Origin of the sequence: Caballeronia insecticola (assembly GCF_000402035.1) — a bacterium.
Taxonomy (GTDB): domain Bacteria; phylum Pseudomonadota; class Gammaproteobacteria; order Burkholderiales; family Burkholderiaceae; genus Caballeronia; species Caballeronia insecticola.
In genome coordinates this window covers 14535-29545 of the sequence record NC_021289.1, presented here as the reverse complement: position 1 = coordinate 29545, position 15011 = coordinate 14535, and the positions used below count along the sequence as shown (strand labels likewise).

Below are 15011 nucleotides of genomic sequence, written 5' to 3'. Positions count from 1 at the left end.
ACTAATCCTTGTCTCCTCCATGTCTCAACCGATATGGATTCAAGCCCGCTCAACTGTAGCGGGCTTTTTTTTCGCCTGCGTTTGCGGCGATCTGAGCGGTGGCTTTAGTGCTGGTCCGCATCCCCGCGCCGCGCATCGAGCGCCTCGCGCGACCGTTCCAGTTCCTCCGCGATCAGCCGTTCGTCCGGCAGCACCGTCTGATATTCCGCGGCGAGAATCTTGTTCGGCAAATTGTCGAGCGCGTAGCGCGCCTCGGCGCTGCCCTTGCCCGCGCACAGAATCAGTCCGACCGGCGGGTTTTCGCCCGGCTTCATCCAGTGTTCGCGCGCGTAGTTCAGGTAGAGATGCATCTGCCCGGCATCGGCGTAGCTGAAGCGTCCAACTTTCAGATCGACGACCACGAGGCACTTCAGCCGCCGGTGGAAAAACAGCAGATCGACGCGAAACCACGTGTCGTCGATGCGCAGCCGCCGCTGCCGTCCGACGAACGCGAAGTCGTCGCCGAGTTCAAGCAGGAAATCGGCAAGACGCTGGATCAGCGCCTCCTCCAGATCCGACTCGGAATATTCATCGCGGATGTCGAGAAATTCGAGGACGAACGGGTCCTTGATCGCTTGCTCGGGCGTGATGGCGTCGTCCGGTTCGCGCGCCGCCGCCTTTTCCAGCAGCGCCGCCTTGTTGCGCGACAGCGCGAGCCGCTCGTAAAGCTGGCTGTTCACCTGGCGATCGAGCTGACGCACCGACCAGCCTTCGCGCAACGCTTCGCTCTCGTAGAAGGCGCGGGCCGCGTCGCTTTTTACGGAGAGCAGGCGCACGTACGCCGACCACGGCAGCGCGAAGCGTCCGGCCAGCGCGGCGAGCGCAGATTCTCCAGACGCCGTCTGGAGCATTGGCGCGGTCGTCGGCGAATTTCCAGACGGCGTCTGGAAAATCCGCTCCGGCGGCCATTGCTGATAGAACGCGCGCATGTTGGCGAGGTTCGCACGGCCAAAACCCCGGCCGAAACGCGTCGTGAGATCGGCGGCCAGCCGCGCGATGAGCGTCTCCCCGTAGCCCGCCCGATGCGCTCCGCCCTGCTCCGATTCCACGATCCGCCGCCCGATTTCCCAGTACGACGCCGTCATGATCGCGTTGACGTTCCGTGCGGCGGCGCGCCGCGCGCTCTCGAGCACCTCCACGATGCCCGAGCGGAATTCGTCGTAGCCGTTGTTCGCGGCCATTGCGCGCTTCGTCATTCGTCGATCCTTTCCGTGCGGCACGGCTGGTCGTGCCGCTCAAGCGCTCGAATATAGCGGAATTCACTACTGCGCTTCTCCGCTTCCCCGTCGAGCGTTGCGTCCGCACGGAAGTTCGACTTTATCGATGTGTGTTGGTCTTCTCGCACGCCCCTCGCGCAAGGCTTGGGGTTTCTGTTCCCAGGCTCGTCGGCCTCGATGATTTGTGTGTCACTGGTCTCCCCATCGCGACTGTGCGAGGGTCTGGTATTTCTTGCCGATGCTCGCGGCTCCGGCTTATCCACACTTTCCGTGCACAAGCCTGTGGATATCGTTTCAGGTTTCGTTGCAACGCCTTGATTCGAAACCGCTTAACCCCGCCGCCCTGCAAAGCGCCCCGTTCGCGCTGCCGGACTGCGTGCCACGCTCAGTCGGCGCTGGGCAGACACGACGCGACCATTGCGTCGATGCGGTTCAGCTCCACGCTGAAAATCGACTGCGGCGCGGCGGCGCTCAGTTCGTCGGCGGCGGAGCGCGGCAACGCCATCGCGATCGTAGCCGTTGCGGCCAGCGCAACGATCATCGACAGTAACCAGGAAAAGACAGCCATCGCCAACCTCGTCAAGTGAACTCTTTCTGAATCGGCGCGCGTGAACGTCAGCGCGTGATGTGAAGAGTAGGGCCGTGCGACGCTTCGCACAGCCCCACGGACGAGGGGACTCGAAGAGGGGTAAGGCGAACTACGGGCGAAGTTGCGGCGACGGAACCGTCGACACGTTCTGGGCGCGCGCCGCGTTCTCCTGCGCCTGCATCGCGCGGAGAAAGCCTTCACGTTCGCGCAGGCGGTGCCAATATTGCGCGATCGGCGGCGCAAAGCGTTCGCTCTCGCCGATGAGTTCAGCGAGCATCAGCGCATAGCCGACGGAAATATCCGCCGCCGTAAAACGCCCCGCGCACAGATACGGCTGCGCTTCCAGCAGCGGCGCGAGCGTGCGCAGCCGCGCGTGGAACCAGCGCGCGTAATCCTCGACGATCTGCGGCTGCCGGCGCTCCGGCGGCTCCAGATGCGTGTAGCGCAGAACGAGCGTCTGCGGAAACGTGAGCGTCGCCTCGCCGAAATGCAGGAAGTTGAGATAGCGCCCGAAGTCGGCCTCGTGCGGCGCGACATCGAGCGCGCCCGGCGAGTAGCGCGCCGCCAGATACTGGCAGATCGCCGCCGATTCGGTCATGAAGAGCGCGTCGTCTGCGAACGCCGGAATCGTGCCGAGCGGATTCACGTCCTTGAACGCGCGGGCGAGCGCGCGCGGCGGGAACGGCAGCATCTTCAGTTCGTACGGCACGCCGATCTCTTCCAGCGCCCACAGCGGCCTGAACGACCGCGCGCTCACGCAATGGTGCAACGTAATCAAGTGCGTTCTCCCGTCGCTCAGCCGAGCCACGAAGGCTTGCGCTTCTCCAGGAAGCTGCGCACGCCCTCGCGTCCTTCGTCGGAGGCGCGGATCCGCGCGATGCGCTCGGCGGTCTCGCCGATCAACGCTTCGTCGATCGCCTTGCCCGCGAAATCCGCAACAAGCCGCTTGCACTCGCGCACGCCGTTCGGACTGTTCGCGGCGATGCTCGCGGCGATCGTATCGACGCATGCATCGAGTTGATCGGCGGCGACGGCCTCGTGCACGAAGCCCAGACGCAACGCTTCGGCGGCATCGAAACGCTCTGCCGTCACGAAGTAGCGATGCGCCGCGCGCGCGCCCATTGCGCGGATCACGTAAGGCGCGATGGTCGCGGGCATCAGGCCGAGCTTCGCTTCCGAGAGACAGAAGTGCGCGCTGTCCGCCGCGACCGCGATGTCGCACACGGCGACGAGTCCCATGCCGCCCGCGTACGCATCGCCCTGAACGCGCGCGATCACCGGTTTCGAGCATGTATAGACGGTGTTGAGCATGGTCGCCAGGCCGAGCGCATCGGCGCGGTTCTCCGCTTCCGAATAGCCTGCCATGCGTTTCATCCAGTTGAGGTCGGCGCCCGCGCAAAAGGCCGGACCGCTCGCGGCGAGCACGATGACGCGCACGTTCGCGTCGTCGTCGAGTGCGCGGAAGGCGGCGGTTAGCTCGACGATGGTCGCGTCGTCGAAGGCGTTGCGCACGTCCGGGCGATCGAGCGTCACGCGCGCCACATGTCCTTCGATGCCGAGCTTCAGGCGTTGCAGATTCGCTGCATCGGTCATGCTTTCGTCTCCCTTAATTGAGCATGGCTCAATTTTCCGATTCTGGTGGCGTTTGTTGTTCGATCAGTGTCCACGAAAATCGTGATAAACGTCAACTCGATTGTTTGAGTGCGACTCACAAAAACGCGAACATTTGCGCGCATGTCAATCATGCGATGAAACCGATACCCGTCATGTCACGAAGCCAACATGCGCGGACGTAATATAGTCGTATATATTACGGTGCTCGCCGAACCGCACGGCTTGCCGGACCCATGCTCGCGGCCGTTCCAGACGCGCCGTCCGAAGTCGATCCATAACCAGAATTTCAACTCGATTCAAGGAGCTTTACGTGAAGACTCGTATTTTGCGCGCTTTGCTTTCCGCGTTCGTGCCGCTTGCTGCGAGCGTCGCCGCCAGCGCGGCGCTCGCGGGTGAAGTACAGGTCGCGGTCGCGGCCAACTTCACCGCGCCCGTGCAAGCCATCGCCGCGGACTTCGAGAAGGATACGGGCAATAAGGTTGTCGCATCGTTCGGCGCCACGGGTCAGTTCTACGCGCAAATCAAGAACGGCGCGCCCTTCGAAGTGTTCCTCGCCGCCGACGACTCCACGCCCGCCAAGCTCGATGCCGAAGGCGCGACCGTGCCCGGCAGCCGCTTCACCTACGCAACGGGCGCGCTCGCGCTGTGGTCCGCGAAGGACGGCTATGTCGACGACAAGGGCGACGTGCTGAAGAAAAACGACTTCAGGCATATCGCGATCGCCAATCCGAAGGCCGCGCCTTACGGTCTCGCCGGCATGCAGACGCTCGACAAACTCGGTCTCATGGAGCAAGTTAAGCCGAAGATCGTTGAAGGTCAGAACATCTCGCAGACGCAGCAGTTCGTCGCGACGGGCAACGCGGAACTCGGCTTCGTCGCGCTTTCGCAGATCTACAAGAACGGCAAGATCACGAGCGGCTCGGCGTGGATCGTGCCGGGCAATCTGCATGAGCCGATCAAGCAGGACGCCGTTATCCTGAGCCGGGGAAAGGACAATCCGGTGGCGAAGCAATTCATCGAATACCTGAAGGGTCCGAAGGCCGCCGAAGTGATCAAGTCCTACGGCTATCAACTGTAATTGCGCCGATGCCGCTCGATAGCGCCGATCTCCAAGCCATTGCGCTCACGCTCGAACTGGCGTCGCTGACCACGGCGCTGTTGCTCGTCGTCGGCACGCCGGTCGCGTGGTGGCTCACACGCACGCGCTCGCGGCTCAAGGGCATCGTCGGCGCGGTGGTGGCGTTGCCGCTCGTGCTGCCGCCGACCGTTATCGGCTTCTATCTGCTCGTGGTGATGGGGCCGAACGGTTATGTCGGCAAGCTCACGCAGTCGCTTGGCATCGGCTTGCTGCCGTTCACGTTCGCGGGGCTCGTCGTGGGCTCGGTGATCTATTCGCTGCCGTTCGTCGTGCAGCCGCTGCAAAACGCCTTCGAGGCGATGGGCCGCCGTCCGCTCGAAGCCGCCGCCACGCTGCGCGCGGGACCGTGGGACACGTTCTTCACGGTGGTGCTGCCGCTCGCGCGCCCGGGCATCATCACGGCGACGATTCTCGGCTTCGCGCATACGGTCGGCGAATTCGGCGTCGTGCTGATGATCGGCGGCAATATTCCGGGGCGCACGCGCGTGGTGTCCGTGCAGATCTTCGATCACGTCGAAGCGCTCGAATACGCTCAGGCGCACTGGCTCGCGGGCGGCATGGTGATATTCTCGTTCGTCGTGCTTCTGCTGCTCTATTCCCGCCGGCGTTCCGTTGCGGCTCATGTCTGAACTCACGTCATCCAGTCTGACGCTCGGGCGCGCGCACAGCAGCGCCAGCGCTGCCATCGAAGCGCGTTTTCTCGTCGAGCAAGGCGGCTTCACGCTCGACCTCGATCTCACGCTGCCCGGGCGCGGCGTCACCGCAATCTTCGGCCATTCCGGCTCCGGCAAGACCACACTGCTGCGCTGTCTCGCGGGACTCGCGCGGCCGCGCGACGGACGGCTCGTCGTCAACGGCGAAGTCTGGCTCGATACCGAACGCCGCATTTTTTTGCCGACGCACAAGCGTCCGCTCGGCTACGTCTTTCAGGAAGCGAGCCTCTTTCCGCATCTGAGCGTGACGAAGAATCTGCGCTTCGGGCTCGAGCGCGTGCGGCCGGCCGAGCGGCGCGTCGAGCTGTCGCAGGCAGCGGAACTGCTCGGCATCGGGCATCTGCTCGAACGCATGCCCGCGGGATTGTCGGGTGGCGAACGGCAGCGCGTGGGCATTGCGCGGGCGTTGCTGACGAGCCCGCGTCTGCTGTTGCTCGACGAACCGCTCGCCTCGCTGGACCAGAAACGCAAGCTCGAAATCCTGCCGTATCTCGAACGTCTGCACGACGAACTCGACATTCCGATGCTCTACGTGAGCCACGCGCCGGAAGAAGTCGCGCGCCTGGCCGATCATCTCGTGCTGCTCGACGCCGGCCGCGCGATCGCGAGCGGCCCGATCTCCGACACGCTCGCGCGTCTCGATCTGCCGCTTGCGCTCGCCGACGATGCATCGGTCGTGTTCGAGGGCATCGTTGATAAATACGACAGCGTCTACGGCCTGCTCACGCTCGCGTTGCCGGGTTCGCGCGCGAAGCTGACCGTCGTGCATGCGCCGTTGGCCGAAGGCAAAACGATGCGCGTTGCCGTGAAGGCGCGCGACGTGAGTCTCGTCACCGGCGCGCATGAACAGGAACGCAGCAGCGTGCTCAACGTGCTGCCCGCGACGGTCACCGGCATCGCGGGCGACAGCAATCCGGCGCAGGCCGTCGTGCGGCTCGATATCGACGGCTCGCCGCTGCTCGCGCGCGTGACGCGCTATTCGCTCGACCGGCTCGGCATCGTGGAAGGCATGCGGGTGTGGGCGCAGGTGAAGGCGGTGTCGTTGCTCGCCTGAATATGCGTTAGCGCAACTTCAACGCGGCGTATTGCAACAGCATGATAGTCTTGCCGTCCATGATTTCGCCGCGCTCGATCATCGTGAGCGCCGTGTGCAGCGGCACTTCGATCGTCTCGATTTCCTCGCCCTCTTCCGCGACGCCGCCGCCATCCGACACGCGCATGGAACGGTCGTATTCGCCGAGATAGAAATAGAGCTTCTCCGTGACCGATCCCGGGCTCATGAAGGCTTCGAAGACCTTCTCGACGTGCTGCACGCGATAGCCCGTCTCTTCCTCGACCTCCGCGCGAATGCGCTCTTCCGGCGACGCGTTGTCGAGCAGACCGCCGGGCGCCTCGATCAGCATGCCGTCGTGTCCGTTGACGAACGCGGGCATGCGGAACTGGCGCGTCAGCAAAACGTTGCCGGTCTTGCGATCGTGCAGAAGAATCGTCGCGCCGTTGCCGCGGTCGTAGGTTTCGCGGCTCTGACGCTGCCAGACGCCGTCGCGGCGCAGGAAATCGAAGGTCACTTTTCTGAGTACGTACCAGTCGTCCGAAAGGACGGCCGTATCGAGCACGCGGACGCGGTCTTTGGTTTGCATGGATTCTCCCGTTCGATGTCGTGAACTCATGGTATCGTGCATATTCGTGCAACATCAAGAAAATTCATGCAGACAATGCTGACCAGCCAACGCAAGAAAGCGATTCTCGACGCCCTCAAACACAACGGACAAGTTCTCGCCACCGAACTCAGCGCGCGCTTCGGCGTGTCGGAAGATACGGTGCGGCGCGACTTGCGCGAACTCGCCGCCGAAGGGCTGTTGCAACGCGTGCATGGCGGTGCGCTGCCTGCGTCGCCGGCCATCGCGCCGTTTGCGCGCCGGCAGGACATGGAGTCCGATGCGAAACGGCGCATCGCGCGGCGCGCCGCGGACATGATCGCGCCGGGTCAGGTCGTGATCGTCGATGGCGGCACCACGTCCGCGCTGCTCGTGCGCCAGCTTCCCGACAACCTGCGCGCGACTATCGTCACGCATAGTCCGAGTGTCGCGGTGGCGCTGGCCGAGCATGCGTCGGTCGACGTCGTGCTGATCGGCGGCAAGCTCTACAAGCATTCGATCGTCACGGTGGGCGCCGCCGCCGTGGAAGCCATGTCGCACATCCACGCCGATATCTATTTCATGGGCGTCACCGGCGTGCATCCGACGGCCGGGCTCACCACCGGCGATTTCGAGGAAGCGCACATCAAGCGGGCGCTGGCGGCCCGCGCGGCGGAAACGGTCGTGCTCGCGTCGGCGGCGAAGCTCAACGCGGCGTCGGCGTACCGGATCGGCGGCATCGAACTGGCGCAGACGGTCATCGTCGAGGATTCGACCGACGCGAAGCTGACCGAGCCCATCGAAAAGGCCGGAATAACCGTGCTTCGCGCCTAAATTTGCGACTCAGTTTGCGACACTTTTTTACCGAGTAACGCGCCGAAAAATTCAGGCGATGTCGTGTAATTGATATTCCACCGGAACTGGAATAGCGTTGAAAGATGCGCCAAGGGCGGTCAACAGCGGAGGTTGGTTTTCCGTTATAGGCATCGACTCAGCGAACAATTTTTTCTGGAGAACGTCGTGAATCGCCTGAAGGCTTTAGTCGCGCTTACGCTGGTTGCGAGCGCGGGCGTCGCCGCCAATGCCTACGCCTGGTCTCGCGTTGGCGTGTGGGTCGGCGGGCCGGTTTATTACCCGTATCCGGTCGCGCCGCAGCCGTACTACTACTATCCGCCGCCGCCCGTGGTCGTCGCGCCGCAAGCGCCGGTCACGTATGTCGAGCAGGGCCAGCCCGCGGCTGCAGGCCCCGGTCAGCCGGACGGCAACTGGTATTACTGCGACGCCTCGCGTGCGTATTACCCGTATGTGAAGACCTGCCCCGCCGGCTGGCGACCGGTTCCGGCACAGCCGCCGCCATCGAATTGAGGCTCCGCGTGTCCGAAAAACTGAACATGAAGCGAATTTGCACCACACCATGAACTACTCAAGGCTCGCCCTGCTTCTCGCGGCACTCGGTCTTTCCGCCTGCACCGTGATGCCCACCGGCCCCAGCGTGATGGCGCTGCCCGGCACCGGCAAGACGTTCGACCAGTTCCGCGCCGACGACGGCAACTGCCGTCAATACGCCAATCAGCAAGTCGGCGGCGTGGACGCCAATACCGCCGCTACCAACAGCGCGGTCGGCAGCGCCGTGGTCGGCACCGCGCTCGGCGCGGCGGCGGGCGCGGCGTTCGGCGGCGGCTCGGGCGCGGCCATCGGCGCGGGCGCGGGTCTTTTGACCGGCAGCGCATTCGGCGTCGGCGCGGCGCAGACTTCCGGCTACAACGTGCAGCATCGTTACGACTACGCGTATCTGCAATGCATGTACGCATCCGGCGAGCGTGTGCCGGTGCGCGGCGGCATGCGGACGATGCCGCAGCAACAGCCGAGCGGTGCCTATTACGGTGCGCCGCCTCCTCCGCCGCCGGGCATGCCGCCTCCGCCGCCTCCATCAAGCTGAAACAGTCAGCGACGCCTGCGCCAGCTATCGTCGGCCAGGCGCACCGGAACGCCGGGCACCATGGCCGGCGCCACGACAAGCCCCGTCACCCAGCCGATATAAAACCGCAAGTCGGTCCAGAACTCCGCGCGTTCGTAGATGCGAAACGCCTGCACGTGAGCGAGCCATAGCACAAGCTGCAATGTGCCGGTGAGCGCCAGCCAGGCGAGCGCGATCACACCGGTCGCGCGGGCGCAGCGCACGAAGGTCGATTCATCCCACTGTTCACGCACGATGATGCATCCGGCGATCAACACAAACACCGCCGGAAGCGCGCTCGTCACGAGCACGTGCGCGCTCCATTGAAACATCACGCCGACGAGCGTCGTGACGACGATAGCGAGCGCCGCCACCGGCCACGCGATCCATGACGGCCCGCGCGCGGCCATCCACGCAATCGTGATGAAAAACGGCGTCACCGCCCATTGCAGCGCCTGCGCCACGGCTTTCGCGAGATTCTCGGCGGCCTGTTCGTTGGAATGGCTCGCCGCGATATACACGGTGATCGCCTCGTGCACGCACACCGCGACGACCGCAAAGCTCAACGCCTCGCACGCGGCAAAGGCGGGGGATTTCTGCGGATGCTCGGGCGCGTCGCCGAGACCGCGCAGACGTTCCAGCACGGGCTCGACGAAGAACGCCAGAATCGCGCCGATCAAAAGCGCGGCGGCGGCGTCGGTCAGGGAAAAATGGCCGAAGAGCGAAAAGAGGCCTTGCCACAGGAATTCGGGCGACGCGGCGCAGACGGCCACCCACAGCGCGAAGAAGAACCCGTTCGAAGCACGTCTGAGCGGCATGGCCACCTCGATGCGTCTTGTTGCGCTGTGCGTTACGCCGCTTATTGCTGCGGAACGGAAGCTGCCTTCACGCGTTCGACGAGCGCCGCGCGCACCCGATCGCGCAAATCGACCGGCATCGAAAAACATTCGTAGGCGAGCGCCTGCGCAACGGTCACCACTTTCATTTCTTCGTAGCGACGCCCGCTGCCGATCATCGCTTCGAACGCATTGGCGCGTTCGTTGATTTCGATGGGATCGGCATCGACGAGCAGAACCGCGTGTGCAAGCACGGCGTAGAGCGGCTGGTCGCCGTTGTCGTGCGGCACGCGCCGCCAGTATTGCGCGGTACCCGCAATCTTGCGCGCTTCGCCGCCCGGACCCCAGGCGAGGTTGAAACGGCCATCGCAGAACGAGCCTTCGACAGCCTGCCAGTGCGTCAGCACGCCGAGCGTGTTGAGCGCATCCGCGACGATCTTGCACAGGTGCACATAGACGCCTTCCGACAATGCGCCCATTGGCGCGCGCACCGGATACGCGAGACTCAGATTAAGAATGCCCGGACCTTGCGGCACGAGTCCGCCGCCCGACAGCCGCAACCACACCGGACAACCGCGCCGGGCGAACGCGTCGCGGGCGTCGGCGAGCGGCGCGTAACGCTGGTAGCTGCGCGGCACGATCAGCGAAACGGGCGCTTCCCAGACATGCGCGACGGCGTGTCCCGCGGCCGCGCGCGCGAGCAGCGCTTCCTCGGCTTTCAGCGGATCGTGCGGATCGTGCGGATCGCCGGAGAGCGTTGCGGAATCGATCAGTTCGAAGGACATGGAATCGATGTCGGAGCGCGTCGCGAGCGACGCCATCCCGGCATGGTAGCGAATAACCGCGAAACACGAGCGCGCCCCGTCGAAAGCCTTGTCCGGCGGGGCGCGCACTCATGGAACGCTCATGCGCCGATATGCGCCTTCAGCAGGCTGTTGACGTCGTTCGCTTTCTCCATCTGGCTCATGTGGCCGGCGTCGTCGAATACGCGCACGGTGGCACCCTTCGGCGCATTTTCGGCGTGCGCGACGGGAATGATCTGGTCGCGTGCGCCCCAGATCACGAGCACCGGCTTGCCCGATGCCCCAAGCCCGTCGCCCGGCCGCGCGCTTTGCTTGCCGCCCGCGAACAACCCGCCGTTCAGCGATGTCAGCGCGTCGCTCACGCCGTCGAGCCGCTTGTACTTCAGCAGATCGTCGAGCATCTGGCGGCTCACCAGTTCCGGATTCGCGAACAGCAATTCGACGACCGGCTTCAGCTCCCGCCGCGATTCCGCCGTCACGAAGCCTTCGGTGTACGCGTTGTTCACCTCGTCGCCGAGACCGGCGGGCGAAATCAGCGCCACCGATTGCACCCGCTCCGGTTGATCGACGGCCAGTTGCGCCGCGATGCCGCCGCCCATCGAATGCCCGACGAGATGCGCCTTGTCGAGCTGCACCGCGTCCATGAACTTCGCGACGAAGCCCGCGAGCGCCGCCAGCGTCGTGCCCGGCACCTTCGGCGTCGACTGGCCGTGGCCCGGCAGATCGAGCGCGAACACGCGATGCTTCTCGGCGAGCGCATCGAGATTGAAGAGCCAGTTGTCGAGATCGCCGCCGAAGCCGTGGATGAACAGCACGGCGGACTGGCCAGCATCGCCGCCGCCGCGTGTGGCATAACGAACGCGAATGCCATCGACATCGACGAAATGATAGGCCGCCGCTTCCTCGCCCTCTTCCTCGTCACCGGCGGGCGTCACGTACGACGCCACGTACGCGTCGATGTCGGCGTCGCTCACGTCAGACGGCGCAAGCACGCCGAGCAGCGCTTTCACCGGCAGCGTATCGCCCGCCGATGCGACCCTGCGGCGCAGCAAACCGGCGTCCGGCGCCTCGACGGCGTTGGCGATCTTGTCGGTTTCGACATCGAGAATCGGCATGCCGACGGCGATCTCCGTGCCCTCCTCCACGAGCCATTCGTTGACCGTGCCTTCCTTCATCGACAAGCCCCATTTGGGCATCACGATCGGTGTGATTGCGGCCATCAGTGCTTCCCTCCCTTCATGGTTTTTCGTGCGGCGTCGGCGATCTGCGCGGCGCTCGGAATGTAGAGATCCTCGAGCGTCGGCGAGAACGGAACCGGCGTATGCGGCGCCGTCACCATTTCGATGCCGGCCTTGAGCGCGCCGAACGCCTGCTGCGCGACTTGCGCGGAAATATCGGTGGCGATGTTGCAGCGCGGATGCGCTTCATCGACGACGACGAGCCGCCCCGTCTTCTCGACCGTTTCCAGCACGGTGTCGATATCGAGCGGCGACAGCGTGCGCAGATCGACGATTTCGGCTTCGATGCCTTCCTTCGCAAGCGTCGTCGCCGCTTCGAGCGCGCGATGCACCATCAACCCGTACGTGACGATCGACACATCCTTGCCGTCGCGCACGATATTCGCTTCGCCGAACGGAATCGCGTACGAGTTCTCCGGCACTTCGCCTTCGAAGCCGTAGAGGTTCTTGTGTTCGCAGAAGATCACCGGATCGTTGTCGCGGATCGCCTGGATAAGCAGACCTTTGGTGTCGTACGGCGTCGACGGACACACGACCTTCAGGCCGGGAATATGCGTGAATAGCGGCGTGAGCATCTGGCTATGTTGGGCCGCCGCGCGAAAGCCCGCGCCGACCATCGCGCGGATCACGACGGGCGTTTCCGCTTTGCCGCCGAACATGTAGCGGAACTTGGCCGCCTGATTGAAGATCTGGTCGAAACACACGCCCATGAAGTCGATGAACATCAGCTCGGCAATCGGACGCATGCCGCAGGCCGCCGCGCCAATCGCCGCGCCGATATACGCCGACTCCGACAGCGGCGTGTCGAGCAGCCGGTCGCCGTGCTTCGCGTACAGTCCTTTCGTCACGCCGAGCACGCCGCCCCACGCGTCCTTCTCGCCGTCCGCGCCTGCGCCGCCGACGATATCCTCACCCAGCACGATCACGCTCGGATCGCGGGTCATTTCCTGATCGATGGCTTCGTTGATCGCCATCTTCATGCTCAGTTTGCGGGCCATGATTGTCGTCTCCAAGATTTAGTATTTGACGTAGACATCGGTGAGCAGATCGGCGGCGGTCGGCAGCGGCGCATCCTTCGCTTCCTGAACCGCGCGGTCGATGAGCGCCGCGACTTCCTTGTCGATCGCGTCGAGTTCGGCCGGTGCAATGACGTCCGCCTGCGTGACCGCGTGCGCGAACTTCTTCAGGCAGTCCTTGTTCGAGCGGATATCGTCGAGTTCGCCGGGCGCGCGATAGGTCTGCGCATCGCCTTCGAAGTGGCCATAGAAGCGGATCATCTTGCATTCGAGCAGCGCCGGGCCGCCGCCTTCGCGCGCCCGCTTGATGACCTCGCCCGCCGCTTCGTACACCGCGAAGAAATCGGTGCCGTCGACAGTCACGCCGGGAATGCCGAAGCCCGCCGCGCGATCCACGTAGCTATCCACCGCCGTGCCGTAATCGCGCGCGGTCGATTCGGCATAACCGTTGTTCTCGATCACGAAGATCACCGGCAGATTCCACACGGCGGCAAGGTTCAGGCTTTCCAGAAACGTGCCCTGATTCGACGCGCCATCGCCCGCGAACGTGATGCCGACTTCGCCCTTGCCGCGAAACTTCGCCGCGAGCGCCGCGCCGCAGATCAGCGGCGCGCCCGCGCCGAGAATGCCGTTGGCGCCCATCATTCCCTTCGACAAGTCGGCGATATGCATCGAGCCGCCCTTGCCGTTGCACGAGCCGCCTTTTTTGCCGTAGATCTCCTTCATCATCGCGGCCGGATCGACGCCCTTCGCGATGCAGTGTCCATGTCCGCGGTGCGTGCTCGCGATCCGGTCGCCGTCGCTCAGATGGCTCATGATGCCGACGCCCGCCGCCTCCTCGCCCGCATACAGATGCACGAAGCCCGGAATGTCGCCGCGGCCGAAATCGACGTGCAGGCGCTCCTCGAAATCGCGGATCGTGCGCATCTTGCGATAGGCGCTCAGCAGTTCTTCCTTCGAGAGCGGCAAGCCGCCCGCATGCTGCGTTGCTGTCATCTCTGTCTCCTTCGTTGGGTTGGTCTAGCGGGTAGTGCTCGTGGACTGACGCATGAGCCCGGACGCCGCCGCGTAGCGCATGCACGCGGCAACGTCGATGCTGCGAAAGGCGTTTTCCCGGAGCGTGATGGTCACGTCGTCGCCGGGGCCGAAGGCGAGTTCGCGTTCGCCGTCCAGCGCGACGATGCCCGTGCGCTGCTTCACGCGATGCGGAATGCCGTCGGCGAGACGCGTCCAGCTCGCAATCGGCACGGGCTCCATGAGGCCGGGCGCGATCGGCGCATGCAGATCGAACTCGCCCTTTCCAGGCGCCGCGAGTTCGATCGCGAGGCCGCCCGCGTCGTGACGCCCGAGCGGTTCGAGCAGACCGGCGATAGCCGACATGCCGATTGCCTGCGGATCGCCGTAGGACACGTAGACGGCGGCCAGCGTGTCGATCTTCCACAGCGCCCGCGCGCCGATGAAATGCTCGTGCGAGATGACGGCGTCCACGAGCGCGATGTCGTGGCGCACGTTGCCGTTCGCATCGCGGATCTCGACGTCGAGCCGCTTGTTCGACGCGAGCGCCTCGCTAGGCGGCACGCGCCCGCTCGCATACAAACCGGCCGCGATGCCCGCGATGGTCGGCTCGCGCATCTCCGGATAGGCGTTGTTCGTGCCGGTCGACAAACCCGCGAGCGGCACTTGTCCGCACTCGCGCACGACCGCGCGATGCGTGCCGTCGCCGCCGAGCACGATGAGCGCATCGACGCCCGCTTCGCGCATCATGCGGGCGGCGCGGAAGGTATCGTCGACGCGTGCGGTCACGGGCATGTCGAGGAATTCGACGGCGGCGAGCGCGGCATCGGGACCTTGCTTGCGCGCCAGATGCCGCGTGAGCATGACTTTCAGGCCTTCGCGATCCGGCATCATCAACACGCGTCCGACGCCGCACGACGCCAGCGACGACAGCAGCCGCAGCACGATATTCACGCGATCCGCGAGTTGCAGGCTGTTCGCGTTCGCGATGACGCGCCGAATGTCGCGCGCCGAAACAGGATTGGCGATGATGCCGACCAGCGGCTTTGCGCTGTCATGCATGCCGTGTCTCCGTTCTGTGTTTTGTGCGGCGGATAAAGGCAAGCCTTATGCCAATCGGATAAGGGCTTTGGAGATGGGAAAAGTCGAGGGATTACCCGCAGAAAACGGGCGATTCAGACGGTGTACGGTGCGCCGCCG

Annotated in this window: 17 protein-coding genes; 6 read left to right on the top strand and 11 right to left on the bottom strand. The window is 64.6% G+C overall.

The features are described from left to right. Positions 1-104: 104 nt before the first annotated feature. The 4 genes from BRPE64_RS24825 to BRPE64_RS24815 all read right to left on the bottom strand — a co-directional run bounded on the left by BRPE64_RS24825 (position 105) and on the right by BRPE64_RS24815 (position 3438). Positions 105-1235: a PDDEXK nuclease domain-containing protein gene (locus BRPE64_RS24825; protein WP_016347675.1), complete on the bottom strand. Its 1131-nt coding sequence runs from the start codon at positions 1233-1235 to the stop codon at positions 105-107. Between the two features lie 406 nt (positions 1236-1641). Next, positions 1642-1824, bottom strand: a complete 183-nt coding sequence (locus BRPE64_RS33055; protein WP_144063538.1) for a hypothetical protein — start codon at positions 1822-1824, stop codon at positions 1642-1644. A 130-nt stretch (positions 1825-1954) separates the two neighbouring features. Beyond that, positions 1955-2623 carry a glutathione S-transferase family protein gene (locus BRPE64_RS24820; RefSeq protein WP_044043218.1) on the bottom strand — a complete coding sequence of 223 codons (669 nt, stop codon included), beginning with the start codon at positions 2621-2623 and terminating at the stop codon, positions 1955-1957. A gap of 17 nt (positions 2624-2640) precedes the next feature. Continuing rightward, positions 2641-3438, bottom strand: coding sequence for an enoyl-CoA hydratase/isomerase family protein (locus BRPE64_RS24815; protein ID WP_016347672.1), 798 nt, complete (start codon positions 3436-3438; stop codon positions 2641-2643). A 346-nt stretch (positions 3439-3784) separates the two neighbouring features. Here BRPE64_RS24815 and modA point away from each other — a divergent pair, with 346 nt between their 5' ends. Genes modA through modC form a run of 3 tightly spaced genes read left to right on the top strand, consistent with a single transcriptional unit; the run spans position 3785 to position 6364 of the window. Continuing rightward, complete coding sequence (modA, locus tag BRPE64_RS24810; RefSeq protein ID WP_044043216.1) at positions 3785-4537, top strand: molybdate ABC transporter substrate-binding protein; 753 nt, start codon at positions 3785-3787, stop codon at positions 4535-4537. 8 nt (positions 4538-4545) lie between these two features. After that, entirely contained in the window at positions 4546-5226 is a 681-nt protein-coding gene (gene modB / locus BRPE64_RS24805) for a molybdate ABC transporter permease subunit (RefSeq protein WP_016347670.1), read from the top strand. Next, positions 5219-6364 (top strand): molybdenum ABC transporter ATP-binding protein, encoded by a 1146-nt coding sequence (gene modC / locus BRPE64_RS24800; RefSeq protein WP_016347669.1) that lies wholly within the window; start codon positions 5219-5221, stop codon positions 6362-6364. The genes modB and modC overlap by 8 nt, the downstream gene beginning before the upstream one ends. Before the next feature lie 7 nt (positions 6365-6371). Here modC and BRPE64_RS24795 read toward each other — a convergent pair whose 3' ends face one another. Then, on the bottom strand, positions 6372-6950 hold the full coding sequence (locus BRPE64_RS24795; protein ID WP_016347668.1) for an NUDIX domain-containing protein: 579 nt from the start codon (positions 6948-6950) through the stop codon (positions 6372-6374). A gap of 75 nt (positions 6951-7025) precedes the next feature. Here BRPE64_RS24795 and BRPE64_RS24790 point away from each other — a divergent pair, with 75 nt between their 5' ends. The 3 genes from BRPE64_RS24790 (at position 7026) to BRPE64_RS24780 (ending at position 8886) form a co-directional block, all read left to right on the top strand. Then, on the top strand, positions 7026-7781 hold the full coding sequence (locus BRPE64_RS24790) for a DeoR/GlpR family DNA-binding transcription regulator (RefSeq protein ID WP_044043215.1): 756 nt from the start codon (positions 7026-7028) through the stop codon (positions 7779-7781). 186 nt (positions 7782-7967) lie between these two features. After that, positions 7968-8312, top strand: a complete 345-nt coding sequence (locus BRPE64_RS24785) for a hypothetical protein (protein WP_051180546.1) — start codon at positions 7968-7970, stop codon at positions 8310-8312. Positions 8313-8361: 49 nt separating this feature from the next. Then, complete coding sequence (locus BRPE64_RS24780) at positions 8362-8886, top strand: glycine zipper family protein (RefSeq protein ID WP_016347664.1); 525 nt, start codon at positions 8362-8364, stop codon at positions 8884-8886. Between the two features lie 5 nt (positions 8887-8891). On the opposite strand, the gene BRPE64_RS24775 is transcribed toward BRPE64_RS24780, so the two are convergent. The 6 genes from BRPE64_RS24775 to BRPE64_RS24750 all read right to left on the bottom strand — a co-directional run bounded on the left by BRPE64_RS24775 (position 8892) and on the right by BRPE64_RS24750 (position 14873). After that, a complete protein-coding gene (locus tag BRPE64_RS24775; RefSeq protein ID WP_144063537.1) occupies positions 8892-9722 on the bottom strand; it encodes a beta/alpha barrel domain-containing protein in 831 nt (276 codons plus the stop codon). A 41-nt stretch (positions 9723-9763) separates the two neighbouring features. Beyond that, complete coding sequence (locus BRPE64_RS24770) at positions 9764-10525, bottom strand: lipoyl protein ligase domain-containing protein (RefSeq protein ID WP_044043653.1); 762 nt, start codon at positions 10523-10525, stop codon at positions 9764-9766. 119 nt (positions 10526-10644) lie between these two features. After that, positions 10645-11763 (bottom strand): acetoin dehydrogenase dihydrolipoyllysine-residue acetyltransferase subunit, encoded by a 1119-nt coding sequence (locus BRPE64_RS24765; RefSeq protein WP_016347661.1) that lies wholly within the window; start codon positions 11761-11763, stop codon positions 10645-10647. Next, entirely contained in the window at positions 11763-12779 is a 1017-nt protein-coding gene (locus BRPE64_RS24760; protein WP_016347660.1) for an alpha-ketoacid dehydrogenase subunit beta, read from the bottom strand. The genes BRPE64_RS24765 and BRPE64_RS24760 overlap by 1 nt, the downstream gene beginning before the upstream one ends. An 18-nt stretch (positions 12780-12797) precedes the next feature. Next, complete coding sequence (locus tag BRPE64_RS24755; RefSeq protein WP_016347659.1) at positions 12798-13793, bottom strand: thiamine pyrophosphate-dependent dehydrogenase E1 component subunit alpha; 996 nt, start codon at positions 13791-13793, stop codon at positions 12798-12800. Positions 13794-13817: 24 nt separating this feature from the next. After that, positions 13818-14873 (bottom strand): ATP-NAD kinase family protein, encoded by a 1056-nt coding sequence (locus BRPE64_RS24750; protein WP_016347658.1) that lies wholly within the window; start codon positions 14871-14873, stop codon positions 13818-13820. Between the last annotated feature and the right edge of the window lie 138 nt (positions 14874-15011).